Origin of the sequence: Aestuariirhabdus sp. LZHN29 (assembly GCF_049985285.1) — a bacterium.
Lineage (GTDB): Bacteria > Pseudomonadota > Gammaproteobacteria > Pseudomonadales > Aestuariirhabdaceae > Aestuariirhabdus.
Map to the genome: position 1 here is coordinate 437,267 of NZ_JBNIEU010000001.1, position 18,552 is coordinate 455,818.

Consider the following 18,552-nt stretch of genomic DNA (forward strand, 5'->3'; position numbering starts at 1 on the left):
CTTACTCCTCTGCTGCCACAGTGAGATCACCCATGCCAGCGTCATCGATTAAGGTGGCGGATACCCTGAACACCTCCTCGGCGCTGGTCACCGCCTCCATGGCGTAATCGAGTGCTCCCAGCACCAGGGGCCGGTACTCCGGCGCGTTGGCGGCGGCCGCCATAAAGGCGCTTTGGTTGCCCGTGCGCAGGGCATCAACCATCAAATAGTCCAGTTCCAGTAGCTCATAGATGCCGACTCGACCCCGGTAGCCACTGTTATTGCAGTGGTGGCAGCCCCGGCCTCGATAAAACGTAGTATGGGTAATATCAACACTACCCGCGATGGATTGCAGCTGCGTCAACTCTCGCGAAGGCAGCTCTGCCGGCTCCTTGCAGTTTGAACACAAACGACGCACCAGACGCTGGGCCAGCACCGCGTTAAGCGCAGAGGCCACCAAAAATGACTCCACTCCCATATCGATTAAACGCAAGGCGCTGGTCATGGCATCGTTGGTGTGCAGCGTCGACAGCACCAGGTGACCTGTCATCGCGGCCCGCAACGCGATCTCTGCCGTATCATGATCCCGTATCTCACCAACCAGTACGATATCCGGATCCTGACGCAAAGCGCTGCGCAGAACACGAGAAAAGCTCAGCCCAATCTGTTCGTTCACCTGCACCTGATTAATCCGCGGCAGGCGATACTCGACAGGGTCCTCTACGGTAATGATTTTTTTATCGGGGGTATTCAGTTCACTAAGCCCTGCATACAGCGATGTCGTCTTACCACTACCCGTCGGACCGGTAACCAAGACCATGCCATAGGGCCGGGTAAGCAACATCCGAAATCGACGCAGCATCGCGGGGGGCATTCCCAGCTTATCCATCGAGAACACGCCCTCGCTCTGGTCGAGCAGACGCATTACCACCGACTCTCCATGCTGAACCGGCATGGTCGATAGACGCACATCAACATTCCTGCCCTTAACACGAATATTAAAACGACCATCCTGGGGCAAACGTTTTTCGGATATATCGAGACCAGACATCACCTTCAGGCGCAACACAAGGGCCGACGCTACACGCGTCTCCTTCATCACCTGTTCATCGAGCACACCATCGATACGCTGACGTATCCGCACAACATTTTCGTCGGGTTCGATATGAATATCCGATGCGTGGACCTGAATCGCATCTTCAAACAGGGTTTGAAGCAACCTTACTACCGGCGCATCACCGGCATTATCGGTGATCCCCATCTGGTTAAGGTCAAAATCGCCTTCCTGGAGATCATCCTCAATCTCCCCGGCCAGCGATGCAATTTCGCTACTTTTTCGGTACGCCGCGTCGAGTGCCTGCAACACTTCCGATTCACGAACCACCGCCAACTTAATGCTGCTCCCAAGAAGCCTGCGCAACTCATCCTGGGCAAAAAGATCCAGCGGGTCGGCCATACCAACCAGCAAACCATCGGGATTATCCGACAATATCAGGGCGCGGTAACGCCTCGCATGAACCTCAGGAAGGCGCTGGATAAGTTCATTGTCAAATTTGAAAAAACGCAGATCAACGAAAGGGATTTTCAATTGCTCAGAGAAAACCTGTAACAGTTTCTCCTCTTCGATAAACCCCATATCGACAATGGTACGGCCCAACTTAATACCGGTGCGTTTTTGCTGCTGTAGGGCAAGATCCAGTTGCGCTTCGCTGATCAGGTTATGCTGAACCAGCAGATCGCCTAACCGTAGCCGTTTGACAACACCTGCTCCCTGCTCCGCCATCACTGAACCTCCATCCGCTGCAATCGCAACACCTGTTGCTGAGCATAGCTCCGACTGGCACTATCGACACCCGCCATCACCAGCACTTTTTGATAGTTGACCCGAGCATCAGGGTACTGTCCCAGTTGGTCCTGAGCGATGGCCAACCCCAACACCCAACGACTATTGGCATCCTGTAATTGCAATAACTGTAGATAGATCTGCTCGCTGGCGGCATAGTCGCCGGTATACTGTAAAACCGCGGCCAGGGTCGTATAGTAATCCAGCGCATCGCTCATCGGAGGACGCTGCTCTGACAACACGGAAACTGCCGCCTCGTAATCCCGGGAACGCATATACCCGTTAGCAAGCGCCAAGCGATAGGGATGATGATTGGGCAGCAACGTCAGTCCCTCCATCGCTACCCGGCGCGCGGCAACCGCATCATGGGACAACAAGCTTTTAACCAACAGCAACCGCAACCGATGCATGCCGGGATCAGATACAAGCTCCCGGCGCATGCCCCGTTCAGCCTCGGCTTGACGCCCTGCCCTGAGGCGCTTGTCGGCCCGGTCTAACAGCTTCTGCTCGGACTGGCGAGCATTGGCAATCCTGGTTTCCGGCGCAGGAGCTCGCTCATTCCTTGCGACCGGTTTAACGGCAGGTTGAGTAAGCGACGGGATGGCTTTGACCGGGGCTGGGCGGGACTCTGTTCGAACCTCCGGGCTGACGCCAGCCACTCCCGTCTCAGGCGAAGGTTTCGCTACGAATTGGGGGCTGGATGGCATGCTGGAGGATACCTCCAGCGGTGCCTCCTCTTGCGCGGGCGCTGTCTCCGGCGATGGCTCTGTTGGTGGTAAGCGGGAAGCCGTTTTTTGCGACATGTCACCTTGAGCATCTGGGCTGGCGAGCGCGCTTGTCTCCTCGACGAGGTCGACTCGCTCCTCGCCCGAAGCAGGCGATAGGTTCCGCGCCTCTTCCACCCCGGCTTCAAACGCTAACGGCTGTTGATCGGGGGATTCTGACACCCTGATTGCAGAAACATCGACCAGTGCTACAGCGTCCAACTCAGGATCCGGAGCGGCCTCCACCGGAGCTGGTGGCTCGACAATCGATGACGCTATTGGCGAGGACGGGTCTTGCGCTAACGGGTTCATCGACGGCCACAGAATCACCGCAGCCACCCCTCCACAGAGAGCCAGAGCAACCACAGAAAGCGGCACTGGACGCCGATACCAAACCCTGGGTTCATCCATAACGCCAAGCACGCTAGCAACGCGCTCGCGCTGTGAGAGATCCTCTTTTCCATTGCGCTCATCAAGATCACGCAGCATGTCGTTGATCAGACTCATAGCATCACTCGATAGAGGACTCCACCGGCAACAGCGACCATCAGCGCGACCCCGCCCAGCAGCCATGACGTATAGGAGCGCTGGCACAGCGCTTCATCGGTGTCGGCAACCGCCCGCTGCACATGACGCGAACAAATAACCCGATCACCCTTCCCGTAAGCCGCCATCATCGCCTTATTACAAAGAACATTAACCAGTCGGGGAATACCCGAAGAAGCCCGATAAATGCGCTTTATCGCTGCGCTATCGAACAAGCCCTCGCCGTTGTAACCGGCAACCGCCAACCGATGATTGATATAGCGTCCGATATTCTGCGAAACGATGGGCTGCAAGCGATAACTAAATGTAATGCGCTGCCGTAACTGTCGCATATCCCGCCCCTGCAGCTGTTCGTCAAGCTCAGGCTGGCCAAACAGGACCACTTGCAACAGCTTACGCTTTTCTGTTTCCAGGTTAGTAATCAAGCGCAAGGATTCCAGCGCCCCGCGGCTCATCGTCTGCGCCTCATCCACCAACAAAACAACCCGCTTTTCACTTCGGGCAAATTCAATCAAACGATGGAAAATCTGATCCCTGATATCGTGGGGATTATCTTTTTCGACAAGATCAACAGCGAGTTCTCGCGCCAGTGCGAGCAACAATTCACGCCCATCCAACTCCGGGCTTGGCAGGTAGGCGACCTTGACTCCTTCGGTCTCAAGGTCATTCATAAGTTGGCGACACAACAGCGTTTTTCCGGTGCCCACTTCACCAACGATTTTAACGAACCCCTCTCCCTGCGAAAGAGCAACATGCAGCAGATTAAGACACTCCTGATGACTACTAAGATTCACGAGAAAGTCGGTATTGGGAGTGAGCGCAAAGGGTAGCTCACGCAGGCCGAAAAAATCCTGATACATAGCTAAAACTGAAGCAATTTATTGACGCGATCGCTGCTGCGTTTCACGTCTCGATTAAAGGTACCGATATCCACTACCACCGGTTTCAACAAAATCACTAATTCGCTTTTTACAAAAGACGATTGCCGCTGCTGGAAGAAAGGCCCTATTCCAGGCAGGTCGCCCAAAAACGGTGTCTTGGCGACATCGGTTTTCTCAAACGTTTTCATCAAACCTCCGATCACCACCACCTGGCCACTTTCGGCCCGAACAATACTATCGGATTCCCGAATAGTGCTATACGCCAACGGAAGCGTAACCGATGCATCGCCAACGGTTATGGTTTTATCTTGGTCAACCACATCAGAGACCGAAGGATGGATATGTAGGATAACCTCATTATCTTCAGCAATTTGCGGAGTGACATCCAACGCTATCCCTGAAAAGAAAGGTGTCAAGGTGACGTCAGGCACGGTGGTACTACCCGCACTAGTGGTCGAGGTAGTGGTCGAAAAATCGGTCACGAAAAACTCATCATTACCGACTTTGATAACCGCTTTCTGATTATTAACCGTAGAGATACGCGGACTCGAAAGTACATCAGCGTTCCCCTGGGTTTCCAGAAGATCGATCGCTGCGGAGAAGTCACCCAGCGCCAGGACACCTGAGAATACACCCCCCAGGCCGTTTCCTCCGTTGGAAATATCAGTATTACTGAAAGGCACGGAGCCCTGCCCAATCGAAATGTTTTTGCTACCCGGCGTAAACACCGCGTTCCACTGAATACCCGAACGGAAGCCATCGTTTAGCTCCACTTCAATAATCTTTGCTTCTAGCAACACCTGCCGCTGCAAGCTATCTTCAGCAACATCAAGAAAAGCTTCTACACCACGCAACTCTGGTGTGCCAGCGCGGACGACCAGCACACCGGCCTGGGGGTTCGCTACCACTCGATGCTCGGGGTTGTCCCCAATAATCATCTGCACCATGTTCGCCATTTCACTCCACAGGTCTGTATTCGAAGTAGTCTTTATTTCGGAGCTGTTGATAGTGTCACCCCGATTATTATTCGAGATAGTATTGCTGGAGTTGTTGTTACTCGAGTTGTTGCTATCACGATTGGCCGCGTTGGAAACCTGGCCACTACTGACCGAGGTCGTTGAGGTTCCGGCACGCTTTATATTCAGGTAGTCCAGACGATAGATTCGGGTTTGCACCTGGGATGGCAAAATCTGGTAACCGTAGTTGTTTTTTTTGAAATCGTAGCCGTAATTATCACGTACCGCCGACAGTACCTCATCGAGGGAGACATCGCTGAGAATCAGGCTTATCTCCCCCTCTACCTTGGGACCCACAATAATATTTTGGTCACTACCTTCCATTAGGCCCATAAAAAAATCTCGGGCAGGCATCTTCTTTACGGCAATATCGAAACGATCTCCAGCTGCTCCGACGGGAATATCGAGCTCCGGAAGTAACGCATTACGGACATCCTCTGGCGGCACCGAAGGCTCAAGCTTACTCTCGACATAGGCATCAGAATCGCCTGTGCTTTCAGATAACATGCTTTCAGCTTTGTCCTTTGTATACTGATGATTGCGCATGGTTTCGCACCCCATCATCAACATAACAAGCGCCGATACAGCAACGAGTCTTATTGTGCCTTTCATTTCGAATAACCCTTGTCTATTACTGGCTGGCTAGCAATTTCCAATACCCGGCGTCCCGTACTCCCCATAAGCACAACTCGCCAGTTTTCTATTTTGACAATTTTTACACCCGATACCCGCTCCCCTTCCCGGTAGAGCTTTCCATCTATAACCGCACTGCGCTCCTGACCCCGAATCATAATAGATTGCAACTCAAGCTTTGCCTGGGGCCGACTAACTGTTTTCGGCTCGTACCCTTCCGGCCGTGTCGGATCCACCGCAGCGTTACACAACACTGATACACACAGCGCCACTACAAAAAGAGGCATCCTCATCCCTGGCTCCCCCCCATCCCCAGCCACTCCGGGTCCCGGCTCAGGGTGAATATATTAAGCCGCACCCGAGCCTTGGGAGGTTTCACAACCTCATACTCGAGCCCCTCCCAAAACAGACTCCACCGGCTCTCTTCTACACTTTTCAGGTACGCCTGTACGGCAAAAAAATCGCCCTCCATTTCCAGGCGCATACCATGGCGATAAAAATCCGGCGCCCTTGACTTGGACTCGCTATCGCCCTTCACTACCTCGGCGGATCCCTGATCTGTATCCGACAACGTCAGCGGCTCGCTGTAACTCTCCACACCGATCAGGCTTAGGCCCTTTTGGCGCTGCAACATCACCTGCAACAATTCCGACATCTGTTGCGGGGTTATCAGGTTCACGGTCGCGTCGCGCAACACTCGATCGAAATGAGCGATACTCTTGTGCAACTCCTCGATCCTACCCCCTCCCACCGCCTGGCGAAGAGCCTGTGCTTCAGCATGAGTTGAATCGATCTCTGCCTGCAAGGAGGCCATCTCCTGCTGTAACTGTTGCTGCGACGCCAGGACGCTCCTCTTACTTGCGCTCAAGGGATCAGAAACCAAGGTAATAAAAAGCATAACCAACACCAGCAAAGCACTTAGCGTAATCAATACACGCTCACGCTCATTACGCTGGTCAATCGCATCGCAATAACGCCCCCACCACTGACTCATGGTGTCACCTCGCGCTTGGCCTTCAATTCAAACACCAATAATTTCGTGCGCTCCTCGTCCCGAGTCATGGAAAACAACTCAAATCCTTTGCCATAAAACACTGGAGCTTTTTGCAGCGCTTGAAGGTAATGAGGAATCAATTCCGGCTTGCGGGTTTCCCCTTGTAGAGAGAGACGTTGACCACCCGATAAAAAATCGAACCCCGTCAACCACACACCTCCTTGATGGTTGTTTGACAACCCCCCCATCAAGGCAGTGAACCCTTCCCCCTTCACTTCGAGCGCTTGCGACAGGTGAAACGCCAATCGCTGCTTGGCTCCCAGATCGGCTTCGAGCCGCGCCACTTCAGCGGCAGATGTGCGATCATTTTTCAATTTCAGTAACTCGGCAACCGCCTGGTTTCGGCTTTGGGTGAGTTGCTCCACCCCCTCCTGTTGACGGGTAACTGCATCCTGCAGCTTGTGTACCGAGCGATACTCCATTCCCGCATAAGCAGCAAGCACAAGCGCCAATAACACGCAGGACTGGGCCAACCGCAGCCCCCCGAACCGGGCATGTTCGCGCAGCTTGGCACTGTGATGGAAGTTAACCTGCTGCAGTTGCATACTCCCCCCATTCGCGTAACGCACCCCCAAGAGAGAGTGCCACACGGGACAACTGTTCGGGATCGACTCCCTGGCCCAAAGTAATGCCTTGAGAGGTATCGAGCTTCATTACGTAGGCGGCAAGACGCTGATCCAGCGCGGCGACCAGCTGGTCGTCCACTTCGTGTTTGCCACTGATCAGGACGGTAGCTACCGCCCCCTTACCCTGCTGGCTTTCGTAATAATCGAGTGAACGTTGCATATCGAGCACCAGCTCGTCCAGCACACCAAGCCCCTGCTCACGAATATGATCAAAGCCCACTTGCAGGGAGCGACTCATATAGAGCTGGTTATTTTGGGTGACCGTAACCAGGCCACCCCGATCACGCAGATTAATAATCGCTACCGATTTCTCCCCCGAGGATTGCTGTAACGCGAGGTTTCGCATGGCCAGGTCTGCCAGATCGATGTAATTCAGTTGCAGGCCCGCCCCTTTCACCGTTTCCGTCAGCTGGGCTATTAAATCCCTGCGCACCGCCGCGACGTAACACATCCGTACCCGGCCACGATAGGCATCCTCTGGCAGCAGAAACGCATCGACCTCAACCTCATCGAGTGGCGTACTGATTAGATCCTTGATCCGCCAACGCATAGCGTCGGCCAGCTCCTCTGGCGGTACGTCGGGAGCTTCGGCTAGCAACATCTGATACTGACTCGGCAACAGCACCAGGTTCACACTACCCCTCAGCTGGTTGCGCTCTACCTGCGCCTTGAGCAAGCTCGCCAGATTACCTTCACTAAAGTCAACTCCGGTGCAGAAGTCTACCTGCCCGGATGACGCCATCGACACCAGGCCGAACGAGCGACTTCCAAGCACCATCCCCAACAAGCCGCCAGCAGCACCTTTTTTCTTGCGCCACAACAAGAACGGACCCCTCCCCCTAGCAATCGAAATAAGACATCAATCTTTATTAAAAACAGCAAATTACAAGATTAATATAACAACGTTTGTGAAAAGTGTCACATATCTTTTTAGTGCTTTATATTGACCTTATTTACCCCCGGCTACCGCCGTTGGTTATAATGCCCCACCCCACCGCACAACGAACTCCATTCAATGCTTCATATTGCCCTGTTCGAACCTGAAATCCCACCCAATACCGGCAACATAATTCGCCTCTGCGCCAACACCGGTTACCGGCTGCATATCGTGGGTCCCGCCGCCTTCGAGTTCGACGACAAGCGCCTGCGAAGGGCCGGACTGGATTACCACGAATTTGCATCGGTACAGCACTGGGAGAGCTTCGACGACTTTGCCCGGGCGATGGCGCCCCAGCGTATCTTCGCCATGACTACCAAGGGGTCCCACAACTACTACCAGACCCGGTATCGCAAAGGCGACTGCCTGCTCTTTGGTCCCGAGACCCGAGGCCTGCCCGATGAGATCCTGCAGCATCCCGCGATCAGCGATCGCATTCGACTCCCCATGCTGGCCAATAGCCGTAGCCTAAACCTCTCCAATAGCGTTGCCGCAGCCATCTACGAAAGCTGGCGCCAGCTCGATTTCGAGGGCGCAGCCCCCTAGCCCTCAACCAGAAATGTTGGCCTGACAAGGAGCATTAAGCGACCCGCCCGTGGCTCTCGTGTCATACGACTGACAGGGAAGCCAGAGGGGCAGATCGTGCAAGAGCAACTATCGGCCCCTACATCCTGTACATAAAAAAGGGGCGCAAGCCCCACAGATTGCTGACAAAGTCCTCGCCCTTGTGCGGGGACTTTTTATAATAGGGTATGCTAAACGACACGCCCCCATCTCAAGCCACCATGGAGTTCGTCACCATCGACGAACTCGTTCCTCAAGATCACCTGCTGCGCAAGATCGACAAGACCATCGACTTCAGTTTTATCCATGAGTTGGTTAAGGACCTTTACTGCGCAGACAACGGTCGGCCAGCACTCGACCCAACGATGCTGTTCAAGCTGTTGTTCATCGGCTACCTCTACGGTATCCGTAGCGAGCGTCAGCTGATACGCGAAGTACAAGTTAACGTGGCCTACCGCTGGTTTCTGCGGCTGGGCTTGACCGACAAGGTGCCTGATGCGTCTACGCTCAGTCAGAACCGGCGCCGCCGGTTTAATGAGTCGGATGTTTATCAGCAGATCTTCGATGAGATCGTGTGCCAGGCGATGCGCAAGAAGCTGGTTTCTGGCAAGGTGTTGTACACCGATTCCACTCACCTAAAAGCCAATGCCAACAAGGGCAAGTGGGTCAAGGCACGCGCCGAGGCATCCTGCCGAGACTATCTGGGCGAACTGGACAAAGCGGTTGAGGAGGATCGGCTCAAGCATGGAAAAAAGCCCTTGCCACCGCGCTCGAAGAAGCCCGAGACGCGGGAAATCAAGCAAAGTACGACTGATCCAGACAGCGGCTACATGGTGCGCGATGGCAAGCCCAAAGGGTTCTTTTACCTTGACCACCGGACGGTCGATGACCGGTGCAATATCATCACCGATGTTCACGTCACCTCCGGGAATGTTCATGACAGCATCCCCTACCTAAACCGCCTGGACCGGCAGCGCCAACGCTTCGGCTTTGAAGTAAGCGCAGTGGGACTGGATGCCGGGTATTTTACCGCCGGCATCACGAAGGGTCTTGAGGATCGCGACATCTATGGAGTGATCAGTTATCGCAGGCCCACGCACCGCAAGGGCTACTTCTACAAGCGCGAATACCGCTACGACGCTAACACAGACAGCTATCGCTGCCCCCAGGGCCAGACACTCATCTACGCGACCACTGACCGTAACGGCTATCGTCACTACCACTCCGATTCAAAGCAGTGCCGCCACTGCCCACAGAGAGAATGCTGCACGCGTAATGTAAACGCCAAAAAAACCGTCACTCGGCATGTGTGGGAAGGCAGTAAGGAACGAGCCAACAGTCATCGACTGACCGAAGGTGGGCGGCTGATATACGCCCGGCGCAAGGAAACGGTCGAACGAAGTTTTGCTGATGCCAAGCAGCTTCACGGATACCGATATGCACGCTTTCGCGGTCAAGAAAAGGTGGCCGCGCAGTGCCTGATGACTGCCGCCGCGCAGAACATGAAGAAAATAGCCCTGCTATGCGCCTGAACAGGTGTTTTTACCCTTTCAGCTCCAAGTTTTATCGCGACACGGCCCATTGTAAGACCGCTTGAGCCGGCAGACGGAAGAAAATAGCTTCAGCTTCAACAGCAGGAAAACTTCCATCAATCAGCTACCAAGTCCTAGAAAAAGCAAACCCCGGTAAAAATACCGGGGTTTGTCAGTGGTCTGAGGGGCGCAAGCCCCATTTTTTATGTACAGGATGTAGCGAAACTTACTCGCCGGCAGTTTCCTGCTCTGCCTGCTTCTGGGCAACGGCCTGCGCATAGAGTGCGTCAAAGTTAACCGGTGCCAGCATCACAGGCGGAAAGCTTCCACGAGTGACCAGGTTGTCGATCGCCTCGCGGGCATAGGGGAACAGAATATTAGGGCAGAAACTACCCAGGGTGTGGTGCAGGGCTGTCTCTTCCATATTCATCACGGCAAAGATACCTGCTTGCTGCACCTCGGCAACGAAAGCCGTATCCTCACTGTTCTCTACGCTTACCGTCAATGACAGCACCACCTCGAAAACGCCCTCGTCGAGCTTGCTGTTACGGGTATTGAGGTCCAGGTTTACCTTGGGCTTCCACTCTTTACGAAACATCTCGGGAGATTTCGGGGACTCGAAAGAGATATCTTTTACGTAGATCCGCTGCAGTGAGAACTGGGGCTGATTTGAAGACTCAGCTGCCTGATTTTGTTGTTCTTCGGCCATCGAAAGGCTCCTTTGAGTATGTTTCTGTTTATCTTACGTGATTAAAGGCGGCCTCCACCGGGGCAACCACCTGTATATTTTTAAACGCCAGCGCTCATGCAGCCAGCAGAGGATCCAGCGCTCCGCGGCGCTCAAGCGCATAGAGCTCATCGCAGCCTCCGATGTGCTGCTCGCCAATCCAGATCTGTGGCACCGAGGTCCGACCCGCCTTACGGATCATCTCCTGGCGCAGGTGCGCCTGACCGTCCACCGAGATCAACTCCAGCTCAATACCGTTTGCCACCTGTTTTCGCTGCAGTAACTGCAGCGCGCGAATACAGAAGGGGCAATAGCTGGAGCTATAGATAACAACACGGCTCATGAACAGGCTAGCCCTTCTTCACCAGGGGCAGGTTCTCCCCTTTCCAGGCGTTTACACCACCGCTCATGCGCACGACCCGGGTAAATCCGGCGGCAACCAGCGCCTTACCCGCCACCCCGGCGTGCTGCCCGGCCGCATCGACCACAATGATCGAGCGATCCTTGTCATCACCTAGCTCGCTGCTTCTTTCCGCCACTTTGGCGTAGGGGATATTGACCGATTCCACGATATGGCCCGCAGAAAAATCCTTCTTCTCACGCACGTCCAGCACCAGGGCGTTTTCGTTATTAATCAAACGGGTAGCCTGTTGGGTCGTCACCGTTTTGCCACCCTTTCGGCTTTCGGTCCATAGCAATAGTGTCAGCAACCCAAGGAAGGTCGATACCAGGATTGGGTTATTCGCAATAAAATCTAACAGCTTTTCCATCTTGCTTTCACACGCTCGTATCGTCACAAAGCGGTGGAGTATACAGGGTTCGGGGCATAGGCTGAATACGAAATAGAGACAAATGCCATCTCTAAGGCGCAGAGGAGGCACAATAGCCATCGACAACACAACGGGGTAAAATTCGCGATCCTCTTCCCAGGCCACTCGTACGAGCTTATGAGCACAGCAAAAACCACCACCGCACTGATTATTCTCGACGGTTTCGGACACAGCGAGACGTCTGATTCCAACGCCATTGCCGCCGCCGACACCCCGACCTGGGACCGCCTCTGCCAGCAATACCCCAACGTTCTGGTTTCCGGCTCCGGCGAGGATGTCGGGCTGCCCGACGGACAGATGGGCAATTCCGAGGTGGGGCACATGAACCTGGGCGCGGGACGAGTGGTTTACCAGGAACTGACCCGCATCAGCAAGGCGATCGCTGATGGCTCTTTTTACCAGAACCCCGCATTGCAGGAGGCCGTCCGCAGCGCCGCAAGCCGCGGCAACGCGGTTCATATTATGGGGCTGGTATCACCCGGCGGCGTCCACAGCCATGAAGATCACATCAGCGCGATGATCGAACTGGCGCGCCGAGAGGGCGCCCGCGAGGTCTACCTGCACGCCTTTCTCGATGGCCGTGACACCCCTCCGCGCAGCGCAGAGAGCTCACTGGCTCGCCTCGACCAACAGCTGCAAGAGCATAACCTTGGCCGCATCGCCAGCATCATCGGTCGCTACTATGCCATGGATCGCGACCAGCGCTGGGAGCGGGTCAGCAAGGCCTACCGCCTACTGACCGAAGGCGAAGCCGAATACCAAGCTGAGTCCGCGGTGCAAGCACTGCAACAGGCTTATGAGCGGGACGAAAGCGACGAGTTCGTCGATGCCACCACGATACAGCAGCCCGGCCAGGGGGCGGCAACCCTGAACGATGGCGACGCACTGATCTTTATGAACTTCCGTGCCGACCGCGCGCGCCAGATCACGCGCGCCTTCGTCGATAGCGATTTCGATGGCTTCGTGCGCAACCGACACCCCCAACTGGCCGGCATGGTGATGCTGACCCAGTACGCCGACAACATCGATACGCTGTGCGCTTTCCCCTCAACCAGCCTGAACAACACCCTGGGAGAGGTCATGGAACAACAGGGTAAGACCCAGTTACGCATCGCTGAAACCGAAAAATACGCCCACGTTACCTTTTTCTTTAGCGGTGGCCGCGAACAAGCGTACGACGGCGAAACCCGTATTTTAGTAAATTCTCCCCAGGTGGCCACCTACGACCTGCAACCCGAGATGAGCGCGCCCGAGGTGACCGAGAAGCTGGTCGCAGCCATCGACAGCAGGAGATACGACCTTGTAGTCTGCAATTACGCCAACGGTGACATGGTCGGCCACACCGGAAACTTTGATGCCGCCGTAAAGGCCGTCGAGTGCCTCGACCACTGCCTGCAACAGATTACCGACGCTCTGCTGCGCAACGGTGGCCAGTGCCTGGTCACCGCGGACCACGGCAACGTCGAACAGATGCGAGACGAGCACACCGGTCAGGCGCACACGGCACATACCTGTGAAGCCGTCCCCTGCCTCTACGTAGGTGAGCGCAAGCTAACCCTGAAAGATGGTGGTATCCTATCTGACATCGCCCCAACCCTGCTCGATCTGATGGGACTGGAACAGCCCCCAGAGATGAGCGGTAGCAGCCTGTTACAGCCGCAACAGGCCTGAGATCCGAGGTACCGTAACCCCGATGAGAAATCACATACTAGCCCTGCTGTTGATGGTACTGCCGTTATCAGTCAGCGCAGAGAATAGCGAAACCCAGACCCGCCAGCAGCTTGAACAACTGCAAAAAGATATTCAGCAGATGCAAACACTGCTGAACAGCATTCGCGGTCAGCGTAATAGTGTGGAGCAACAACTGGGTCGCTCGGAACAGGAGATCGGAACCCTGCATCGGCAGATCGAACAGATCGAACAACGCTTAAAGGAGGGTCAGAAGCGCCTAAAAAAGCTTCAAACTGATCAGCGCAAGCTGGTCAGTAGCATTACCAAACAGCAGCAGCAGATCGGCGACACCCTGCGCGCGCTTTACCGCAGCGGCCAACAACCCTACCTGAAGCTGGTTCTTAGCCAGCAGGACCCGCAGCATAGCGCGCGCATGCTGCACTACTACGATTATCTCAATCGGGCCCATAACCTGCAGATCAGCAACTATCGCCAGCAGCTCGAACGCGTGCAACAGCTCAACCAACAGATCGAACAAACCCAGCTGAGCCATACCAATCAGCGCAACCAGCTACACCAGAAACGCTCCCACCTGCTATCCCAACAGACCGAGCGCCAGCGGCTGATGGAACGCCTAAAGCGAACCCTGCAGAAAAAAGACAAGGATCTGGCCAACAAGCAGGCACAGCAGGCTGAGTTGAAACAAATTCTCGATTCACTGCAAACCGCAATCACCAATCTCAGTGTTCCAGGCAAGCCATTCAAACAACAGCGCGGCAAGATGAGATGGCCTGTGAAAGGCAAAGTCAGCCATCGCTTCGGCACCAGCAAAGGGGACAAGCAGCGTTGGAACGGCCTCTACATCAGTGCCCGGGAGGGTGCCCCCGTTAAGGCTATCCACCATGGACGCGTGGTATTCTCCGACTGGCTACGCGGCTTTGGGCTGCTACTGATCGTCGATCATGGTGACGATTACCTCAGCCTCTACGCCCACAACCGCAGCCTCCTGAAGGAGCTGGGGGAGTGGGTAAACGCCGGAGATACCATCGCCTCGGTCGGCAACAGCGGAGGCCAGCAAAACAACGGCCTCTACTTTGAAGTGCGCTATCGAGGCAAACCCCAGAACCCATTGCGTTGCTGCCTCGCGCGGCAATAGGTTATAAAGAACCAATGCATTCGACCCATCATCCCAAGGAGCACCTCATGGGCCCCCTCATTCGCCTTCTCGGCAACCTGACCACTGGCGCCGCACTGGCCGCCAGCCTAAGCCTAAGTACGTTACTGTACGCCGAAGAGTCGCCGCCCCGCCTTCCCCTGGACGAACTGCGCACGTTTACTGAAATTTTCGAACGTATTCGTACCGCCTACGTAGAAGAGGTCAGCGACCAGGAGCTGCTCGAAAGTGCGATCAAGGGCATGCTATCCGGACTCGACCCCCATTCCGCGTACATGGACCCCGAGGCCTTCAAGGATCTGCAGGTTCATACATCCGGCGAGTTCGGCGGCCTGGGGATTGAGGTCGGCATGGAAAATGGCTTTATTAAAGTCGTGGCGCCGATCGATGACACCCCGGCGGCACAAGCCGGTGTCGAAGCGGGCGACCTGATCATTAAGCTGGACCAGAAACCGGTCAAGGGGATGAGCCTCGAAGAGGCGGTGGAGCAGATGCGCGGCAAGCCAGGCACCCCTATTGAGCTGACGATTATGCGCAGCGGCAACGATGCCCCTTTCGACCTCACCCTGCATCGCGCTGTGATCAAGGTGACCAGCGTCAAATGCCGTGAGCTCGAGCCCGGCTACGGGTACCTGCGTATCACCCAGTTTCAGGTCAACAGTGGCGAGGAGGCCGCCAAAGGCATAGAAAAACTGCGCAAGGAACAACCCCTCAAGGGGCTGGTACTCGACCTCCGCAACAACCCGGGCGGCGTATTACAAGCCGCGGTGGACATTTCTGACCTATTCCTTAACGAGGGGTTGATCGTCTACACCGAAGGCAGGATCGCCAATTCAGAGTTGCGATTCAACGCCAGCAACACCAGCGCCGCACCGGAGATCCCTTTGGTGGTGCTGATTAATGGCGGTTCAGCCTCCGCCTCGGAGATCGTCGCCGGCGCCCTGCAGGATCATCACCGCGGAATCATTATGGGCACCGATAGTTTCGGCAAGGGTTCAGTCCAGACCGTATTGCCACTGGCCAACCAGCGCGCACTCAAACTCACCACCGCACTCTACTACACCCCCAATGGTCGCTCTATCCAGGCGCAGGGAATCGAGCCTGACATTGAGGTTGAGCGCGCAACCCTGACCACCATAGAGCGTCCCAAGGGCGTTAAGGAAGCCGATCTGCAGGGCCACCTCGGCAACGGCAATGGCGGCGCCGACAAAACCAGCAACGAGGACACCGGCAAGCGCGACACCCTTGCCCAGGAGGATTACCAGCTCTATCAGGCATTGAATCTTCTCAAAGGACTGCATATTAGCAAGCATCAGCAATCCCTCTCTCCACTGGCCGAAGCACCCGCCACCAAGGCTGCGGCACAATGAGATCCTGGCTGGTAACGGTGTGCCTGCTAAGTGCACTGCTGCCAGCCAGCGCCGGCCTGCTGTCGTTGGCACATGCTGCCAACGACCCCCGTAAACCCCTCCCGCTGCCTGCCCGCGATCGCCACGAACAACTGCTGCGCTGGCTCGAATTGAACCCCGCACCAGCGCCTGAGTCGGTCGCGGCCGAGGAACCCGAGCTTCTCAATCGGCCCGCCCTGATACAGACGCTCGCCCCCCAGCTGGTCATTATCATCGACGATATCGGCAACAACCGCGCCCAGGGTGAACGCAGCGCCCACTTGCCAGGCCCCCTGAGCCTTGCCGTACTGCCGTTTACTCCTCACTCCACGCACTTGGCAACCCTGGGGCACAAGACGGGCAAAGAGATCATGCTGCACGTACCGATGGAAAACCATCAACACCTGCCTCTGGGGCCCGGGGCCCTAACCCTGTCGATGGATCGGGCAGGGTTCACCGAGCAACTGCTCGCGTCCATCAATAGCGTCCCCCATGTCCGTGGTGTAAATAACCACATGGGCAGCCTTATGACCGAGCAAACGCAGCAGATGGAGTGGACCATGGCTGTACTGCAAACGAGGGGACTGTTTTTTGTCGACAGTCGGACCAGTGCCGACACGGTCGGCGCCTCAACGGCGCAGGCACGGGGAGTGCCGCACCTGAGTCGGCAGGTATTTCTCGATCACGACCGCGACCCGGAGGCGATCGCTGCGGCCTTCAACAAGGGTATTCGCATCGCCCGCCAAACCGGTATCGCGATATTGATCGGCCACCCCTACCCCGAAACACTCGACCTTCTGGAGCGGCGCCTGCCCCTGCTTGAGGCCGAAGGTATCGTCCTGGTGAGCGCCGGCCAGCTCCTCGGCCAGCAAAGCATTGCCCACAAGAGTCCCTGAGCGCAGGGCTAGATCCAGCGTCGTACCCGTTTAAGGTACTCACGATAGGGGGCTCCGAACTTCTCCCCTAGCACTCTCTCCTCGGGCACTATCTGTACACGGGTCAACCACAGTGCAAACAGGGGGGGCAGCAGCAATGCCACGGCCGACCCCAACACCAATCCCCAACCAATAAGCAGCAACAGCATCCCCAGGTACATAGGATTGCGGGTAAAACGATAGAGACCCTCCACGACCAGGGCGGAGGTCGTATGCGGGCGGTGGGGGTTAATGGTGGTTCGCGCCTTGATGAAGCGCCACAGCCCACCGAGATCGAACCCTACGCCGATCGCCACCAGTCCCCACCCCAGCGTCAGGGATAGTGGATGCTGCCAGCTCCACGTAGGAGTAGCCGTTGCCAGCAGCCACATGACAGCGCCGAACAGCAGCAGGTAAACCGGTGGAGGAATTCTCATTTCGAGCCCGCTCATGCGCTCACTCCCCGCGCAGAAGATTGCATTGGGGACCAGGTGCAGACCCGGTTACGGCCCTCGCTCTTGGCCTGGTAAAGCGCCTTATCGGCGTGACCGATCGCGCTCGACAATGGCTCTCGAGGGTCCATTTCTGACACGCCAAAAGAGGCCGTCAGCTGCACTTCGGTGCCGGGTGCCACGGTTATCGACAACTGCTCCAACCCCAGCCTCAAACGCTCTGAGACCTCCCATGCCTCCTCCAGGGTCGATTCCGGCATTGAAAACAGAAACTCTTCACCACCATAGCGAGAAACCACATCGTAGCGACGCAGGGAGTCCTCGAAATAGCGTGCAATCTCCACCAACACCCGATCTCCCGCCGGGTGGCCGTAGCGGTCATTGATCGCTTTGAAATGATCAATGTCGCTCATCACCAGCGCACAGCGCCCCATGCCCCGGGTCACCTTGGACTGCTCCTTCTCGATCACAATGCCCATCAGGCTGCGGGCCGGCAGCCGGGTCAAGCTGTCAAACTGCCGGGTAGTATCATCGATCGCGTAGGCGAGGGCTTCCACCTCGGCCACAAAGGTCTGCTCGACGACGGAAAACTCCCCGTAGAGGGTTTCAGCAACCACGCCATTGCGCTCGTACTGCAACAGCATTTCGGTCGCCATCTCATGCACCTGTCGGTGCAGCTGGCCAATATGGGTAAACTCCGCTGATTGCTTCAACTCTGGCTGGGTAACGCCATAGTACCACTGGCCAAAGGCGCACTTTCGATAATCCCGCGCCAAGGGGTAATCGAGTTCCTGTTGGCAGATAAAGATCTTGTGAATCCGGTTCAGCCAACTGATGTGGTGCCCCACCAACCCCTGAAGATCTCGCGCCAGGGCCTTGATATCCTCATGCCCCATTGCCTCGATCAAACGGCTAACCAACATCGGCCCATCCTCCCTGCGTAAACCCTGACCACAATTCTAGCGCGGGCGCCAACGCCACACCATGACCGGGGTGGCGTTTCATGCAATTGACGCGGCAC

General features: G+C 55.9%; 19 protein-coding genes. 6 read left to right on the forward strand and 13 right to left on the reverse strand.

The annotated features are described in order from the left end of the window. Position 1: 1 nt before the first annotated feature. The 8 genes from ACP3PW_RS02005 to pilM form a co-directional block, all read right to left on the reverse strand. Positions 2-1,762, reverse strand: a complete 1,761-nt coding sequence (locus ACP3PW_RS02005; RefSeq protein ID WP_426414984.1) for a GspE/PulE family protein — start codon at positions 1,760-1,762, stop codon at positions 2-4. Next, positions 1,762-3,093 carry a hypothetical protein gene (locus ACP3PW_RS02010; RefSeq protein WP_426414985.1) on the reverse strand — a complete coding sequence of 444 codons (1,332 nt, stop codon included), beginning with the start codon at positions 3,091-3,093 and terminating at the stop codon, positions 1,762-1,764. The genes ACP3PW_RS02005 and ACP3PW_RS02010 overlap by 1 nt, the downstream gene beginning before the upstream one ends. Then, a complete protein-coding gene (locus ACP3PW_RS02015) occupies positions 3,090-3,992 on the reverse strand; it encodes an ExeA family protein (protein ID WP_426414986.1) in 903 nt (300 codons plus the stop codon). Before ACP3PW_RS02015 ends, ACP3PW_RS02010 begins: the two co-directional genes overlap by 4 nt. A 2-nt stretch (positions 3,993-3,994) precedes the next feature. Further along, positions 3,995-5,536: a pilus (MSHA type) biogenesis protein MshL gene (mshL, locus tag ACP3PW_RS02020; RefSeq protein ID WP_426414987.1), complete on the reverse strand. Its 1,542-nt coding sequence runs from the start codon at positions 5,534-5,536 to the stop codon at positions 3,995-3,997. 101 nt (positions 5,537-5,637) lie between these two features. Further along, the gene (locus ACP3PW_RS02025; protein WP_426414988.1) at positions 5,638-5,955 is read right to left on the reverse strand and encodes a hypothetical protein; all 318 of its coding nucleotides are present in this window, start codon (positions 5,953-5,955) and stop codon (positions 5,638-5,640) included. Then, entirely contained in the window at positions 5,952-6,656 is a 705-nt protein-coding gene (locus ACP3PW_RS02030) for a hypothetical protein (protein ID WP_426414989.1), read from the reverse strand. The genes ACP3PW_RS02025 and ACP3PW_RS02030 overlap by 4 nt, the downstream gene beginning before the upstream one ends. Beyond that, entirely contained in the window at positions 6,653-7,261 is a 609-nt protein-coding gene (locus ACP3PW_RS02035; protein ID WP_426414990.1) for a PilN domain-containing protein, read from the reverse strand. The genes ACP3PW_RS02030 and ACP3PW_RS02035 overlap by 4 nt, the downstream gene beginning before the upstream one ends. Continuing rightward, complete coding sequence (pilM, locus tag ACP3PW_RS02040) at positions 7,242-8,165, reverse strand: type IV pilus biogenesis protein PilM (protein WP_426414991.1); 924 nt, start codon at positions 8,163-8,165, stop codon at positions 7,242-7,244. Before pilM ends, ACP3PW_RS02035 begins: the two co-directional genes overlap by 20 nt. 192 nt (positions 8,166-8,357) lie before the next feature. On the opposite strand from pilM, the gene trmL reads away from it, so the two are divergent. Next, a complete protein-coding gene (trmL, locus tag ACP3PW_RS02045; RefSeq protein WP_426414992.1) occupies positions 8,358-8,825 on the forward strand; it encodes a tRNA (uridine(34)/cytosine(34)/5-carboxymethylaminomethyluridine(34)-2'-O)-methyltransferase TrmL in 468 nt (155 codons plus the stop codon). A 206-nt stretch (positions 8,826-9,031) separates the two neighbouring features. Beyond that, complete coding sequence (locus tag ACP3PW_RS02050; RefSeq protein WP_426414946.1) at positions 9,032-10,375, forward strand: IS1182 family transposase; 1,344 nt, start codon at positions 9,032-9,034, stop codon at positions 10,373-10,375. Positions 10,376-10,601: 226 nt separating this feature from the next. Here ACP3PW_RS02050 and secB read toward each other — a convergent pair whose 3' ends face one another. The 3 genes from secB to ACP3PW_RS02065 all read right to left on the reverse strand — a co-directional run bounded on the left by secB (position 10,602) and on the right by ACP3PW_RS02065 (position 11,872). Continuing rightward, complete coding sequence (secB, locus tag ACP3PW_RS02055) at positions 10,602-11,084, reverse strand: protein-export chaperone SecB (protein WP_426414993.1); 483 nt, start codon at positions 11,082-11,084, stop codon at positions 10,602-10,604. Between the two features lie 94 nt (positions 11,085-11,178). Further along, positions 11,179-11,445, reverse strand: a complete 267-nt coding sequence (grxC, locus tag ACP3PW_RS02060) for a glutaredoxin 3 (protein WP_426414994.1) — start codon at positions 11,443-11,445, stop codon at positions 11,179-11,181. Positions 11,446-11,452: 7 nt separating this feature from the next. After that, a complete protein-coding gene (locus tag ACP3PW_RS02065) occupies positions 11,453-11,872 on the reverse strand; it encodes a rhodanese-like domain-containing protein (protein WP_426414995.1) in 420 nt (139 codons plus the stop codon). Positions 11,873-12,049: 177 nt separating this feature from the next. Here ACP3PW_RS02065 and gpmI point away from each other — a divergent pair, with 177 nt between their 5' ends. From gpmI to ACP3PW_RS02085, 4 genes are read left to right on the forward strand one after another with little or no spacing between them, the layout of a single operon-like run. Next, positions 12,050-13,603 carry a 2,3-bisphosphoglycerate-independent phosphoglycerate mutase gene (gpmI, locus tag ACP3PW_RS02070; RefSeq protein ID WP_426414996.1) on the forward strand — a complete coding sequence of 518 codons (1,554 nt, stop codon included), beginning with the start codon at positions 12,050-12,052 and terminating at the stop codon, positions 13,601-13,603. A gap of 22 nt (positions 13,604-13,625) precedes the next feature. Further along, positions 13,626-14,759, forward strand: coding sequence for a murein hydrolase activator EnvC family protein (locus ACP3PW_RS02075; protein WP_426414997.1), 1,134 nt, complete (start codon positions 13,626-13,628; stop codon positions 14,757-14,759). Between the two features lie 47 nt (positions 14,760-14,806). After that, positions 14,807-16,147, forward strand: coding sequence for a S41 family peptidase (locus tag ACP3PW_RS02080; RefSeq protein WP_426414998.1), 1,341 nt, complete (start codon positions 14,807-14,809; stop codon positions 16,145-16,147). Then, on the forward strand, positions 16,144-17,061 hold the full coding sequence (locus tag ACP3PW_RS02085; protein WP_426414999.1) for a divergent polysaccharide deacetylase family protein: 918 nt from the start codon (positions 16,144-16,146) through the stop codon (positions 17,059-17,061). Before ACP3PW_RS02080 ends, ACP3PW_RS02085 begins: the two co-directional genes overlap by 4 nt. Positions 17,062-17,069: 8 nt before the next feature. On the opposite strand, the gene ACP3PW_RS02090 is transcribed toward ACP3PW_RS02085, so the two are convergent. Further along, a complete protein-coding gene (locus ACP3PW_RS02090) occupies positions 17,070-17,531 on the reverse strand; it encodes a methyltransferase family protein (RefSeq protein WP_426415000.1) in 462 nt (153 codons plus the stop codon). Next, positions 17,528-18,454 carry a diguanylate cyclase gene (locus tag ACP3PW_RS02095; protein WP_426415001.1) on the reverse strand — a complete coding sequence of 309 codons (927 nt, stop codon included), beginning with the start codon at positions 18,452-18,454 and terminating at the stop codon, positions 17,528-17,530. Before ACP3PW_RS02095 ends, ACP3PW_RS02090 begins: the two co-directional genes overlap by 4 nt. Positions 18,455-18,552: the final 98 nt, after the last annotated feature.

What these genes read in the sequence shown, in the direction of transcription:
- ACP3PW_RS02085 (WP_426414999.1), top strand. Translation starts at nt 16,144, where the DNA reads ATGAGATCCTGGCTGGTAACGGTGTGCCTGCTAAGTGCACTGCTGCCA.
- ACP3PW_RS02090 (WP_426415000.1), bottom strand. Translation starts at nt 17,531, where the DNA reads ATGAGCGGGCTCGAAATGAGAATTCCTCCACCGGTTTACCTGCTGCTG.
- ACP3PW_RS02035 (WP_426414990.1), bottom strand. Translation starts at nt 7,261, where the DNA reads ATGCAACTGCAGCAGGTTAACTTCCATCACAGTGCCAAGCTGCGCGAA.
- trmL (WP_426414992.1), top strand. Translation starts at nt 8,358, where the DNA reads ATGCTTCATATTGCCCTGTTCGAACCTGAAATCCCACCCAATACCGGC.
- ACP3PW_RS02025 (WP_426414988.1), bottom strand. Translation starts at nt 5,955, where the DNA reads ATGAGGATGCCTCTTTTTGTAGTGGCGCTGTGTGTATCAGTGTTGTGT.
- ACP3PW_RS02005 (WP_426414984.1), bottom strand. Translation starts at nt 1,762, where the DNA reads ATGGCGGAGCAGGGAGCAGGTGTTGTCAAACGGCTACGGTTAGGCGAT.
- gpmI (WP_426414996.1), top strand. Translation starts at nt 12,050, where the DNA reads ATGAGCACAGCAAAAACCACCACCGCACTGATTATTCTCGACGGTTTC.
- secB (WP_426414993.1), bottom strand. Translation starts at nt 11,084, where the DNA reads ATGGCCGAAGAACAACAAAATCAGGCAGCTGAGTCTTCAAATCAGCCC.
- ACP3PW_RS02030 (WP_426414989.1), bottom strand. Translation starts at nt 6,656, where the DNA reads ATGAGTCAGTGGTGGGGGCGTTATTGCGATGCGATTGACCAGCGTAAT.
- ACP3PW_RS02010 (WP_426414985.1), bottom strand. Translation starts at nt 3,093, where the DNA reads ATGAGTCTGATCAACGACATGCTGCGTGATCTTGATGAGCGCAATGGA.
- ACP3PW_RS02065 (WP_426414995.1), bottom strand. Translation starts at nt 11,872, where the DNA reads ATGGAAAAGCTGTTAGATTTTATTGCGAATAACCCAATCCTGGTATCG.
- ACP3PW_RS02015 (WP_426414986.1), bottom strand. Translation starts at nt 3,992, where the DNA reads ATGTATCAGGATTTTTTCGGCCTGCGTGAGCTACCCTTTGCGCTCACT.
- grxC (WP_426414994.1), bottom strand. Translation starts at nt 11,445, where the DNA reads ATGAGCCGTGTTGTTATCTATAGCTCCAGCTATTGCCCCTTCTGTATT.
- mshL (WP_426414987.1), bottom strand. Translation starts at nt 5,536, where the DNA reads ATGTTATCTGAAAGCACAGGCGATTCTGATGCCTATGTCGAGAGTAAG.
- ACP3PW_RS02095 (WP_426415001.1), bottom strand. Translation starts at nt 18,454, where the DNA reads ATGTTGGTTAGCCGTTTGATCGAGGCAATGGGGCATGAGGATATCAAG.
- ACP3PW_RS02075 (WP_426414997.1), top strand. Translation starts at nt 13,626, where the DNA reads ATGAGAAATCACATACTAGCCCTGCTGTTGATGGTACTGCCGTTATCA.
- ACP3PW_RS02080 (WP_426414998.1), top strand. Translation starts at nt 14,807, where the DNA reads ATGGGCCCCCTCATTCGCCTTCTCGGCAACCTGACCACTGGCGCCGCA.
- ACP3PW_RS02050 (WP_426414946.1), top strand. Translation starts at nt 9,032, where the DNA reads ATGCTAAACGACACGCCCCCATCTCAAGCCACCATGGAGTTCGTCACC.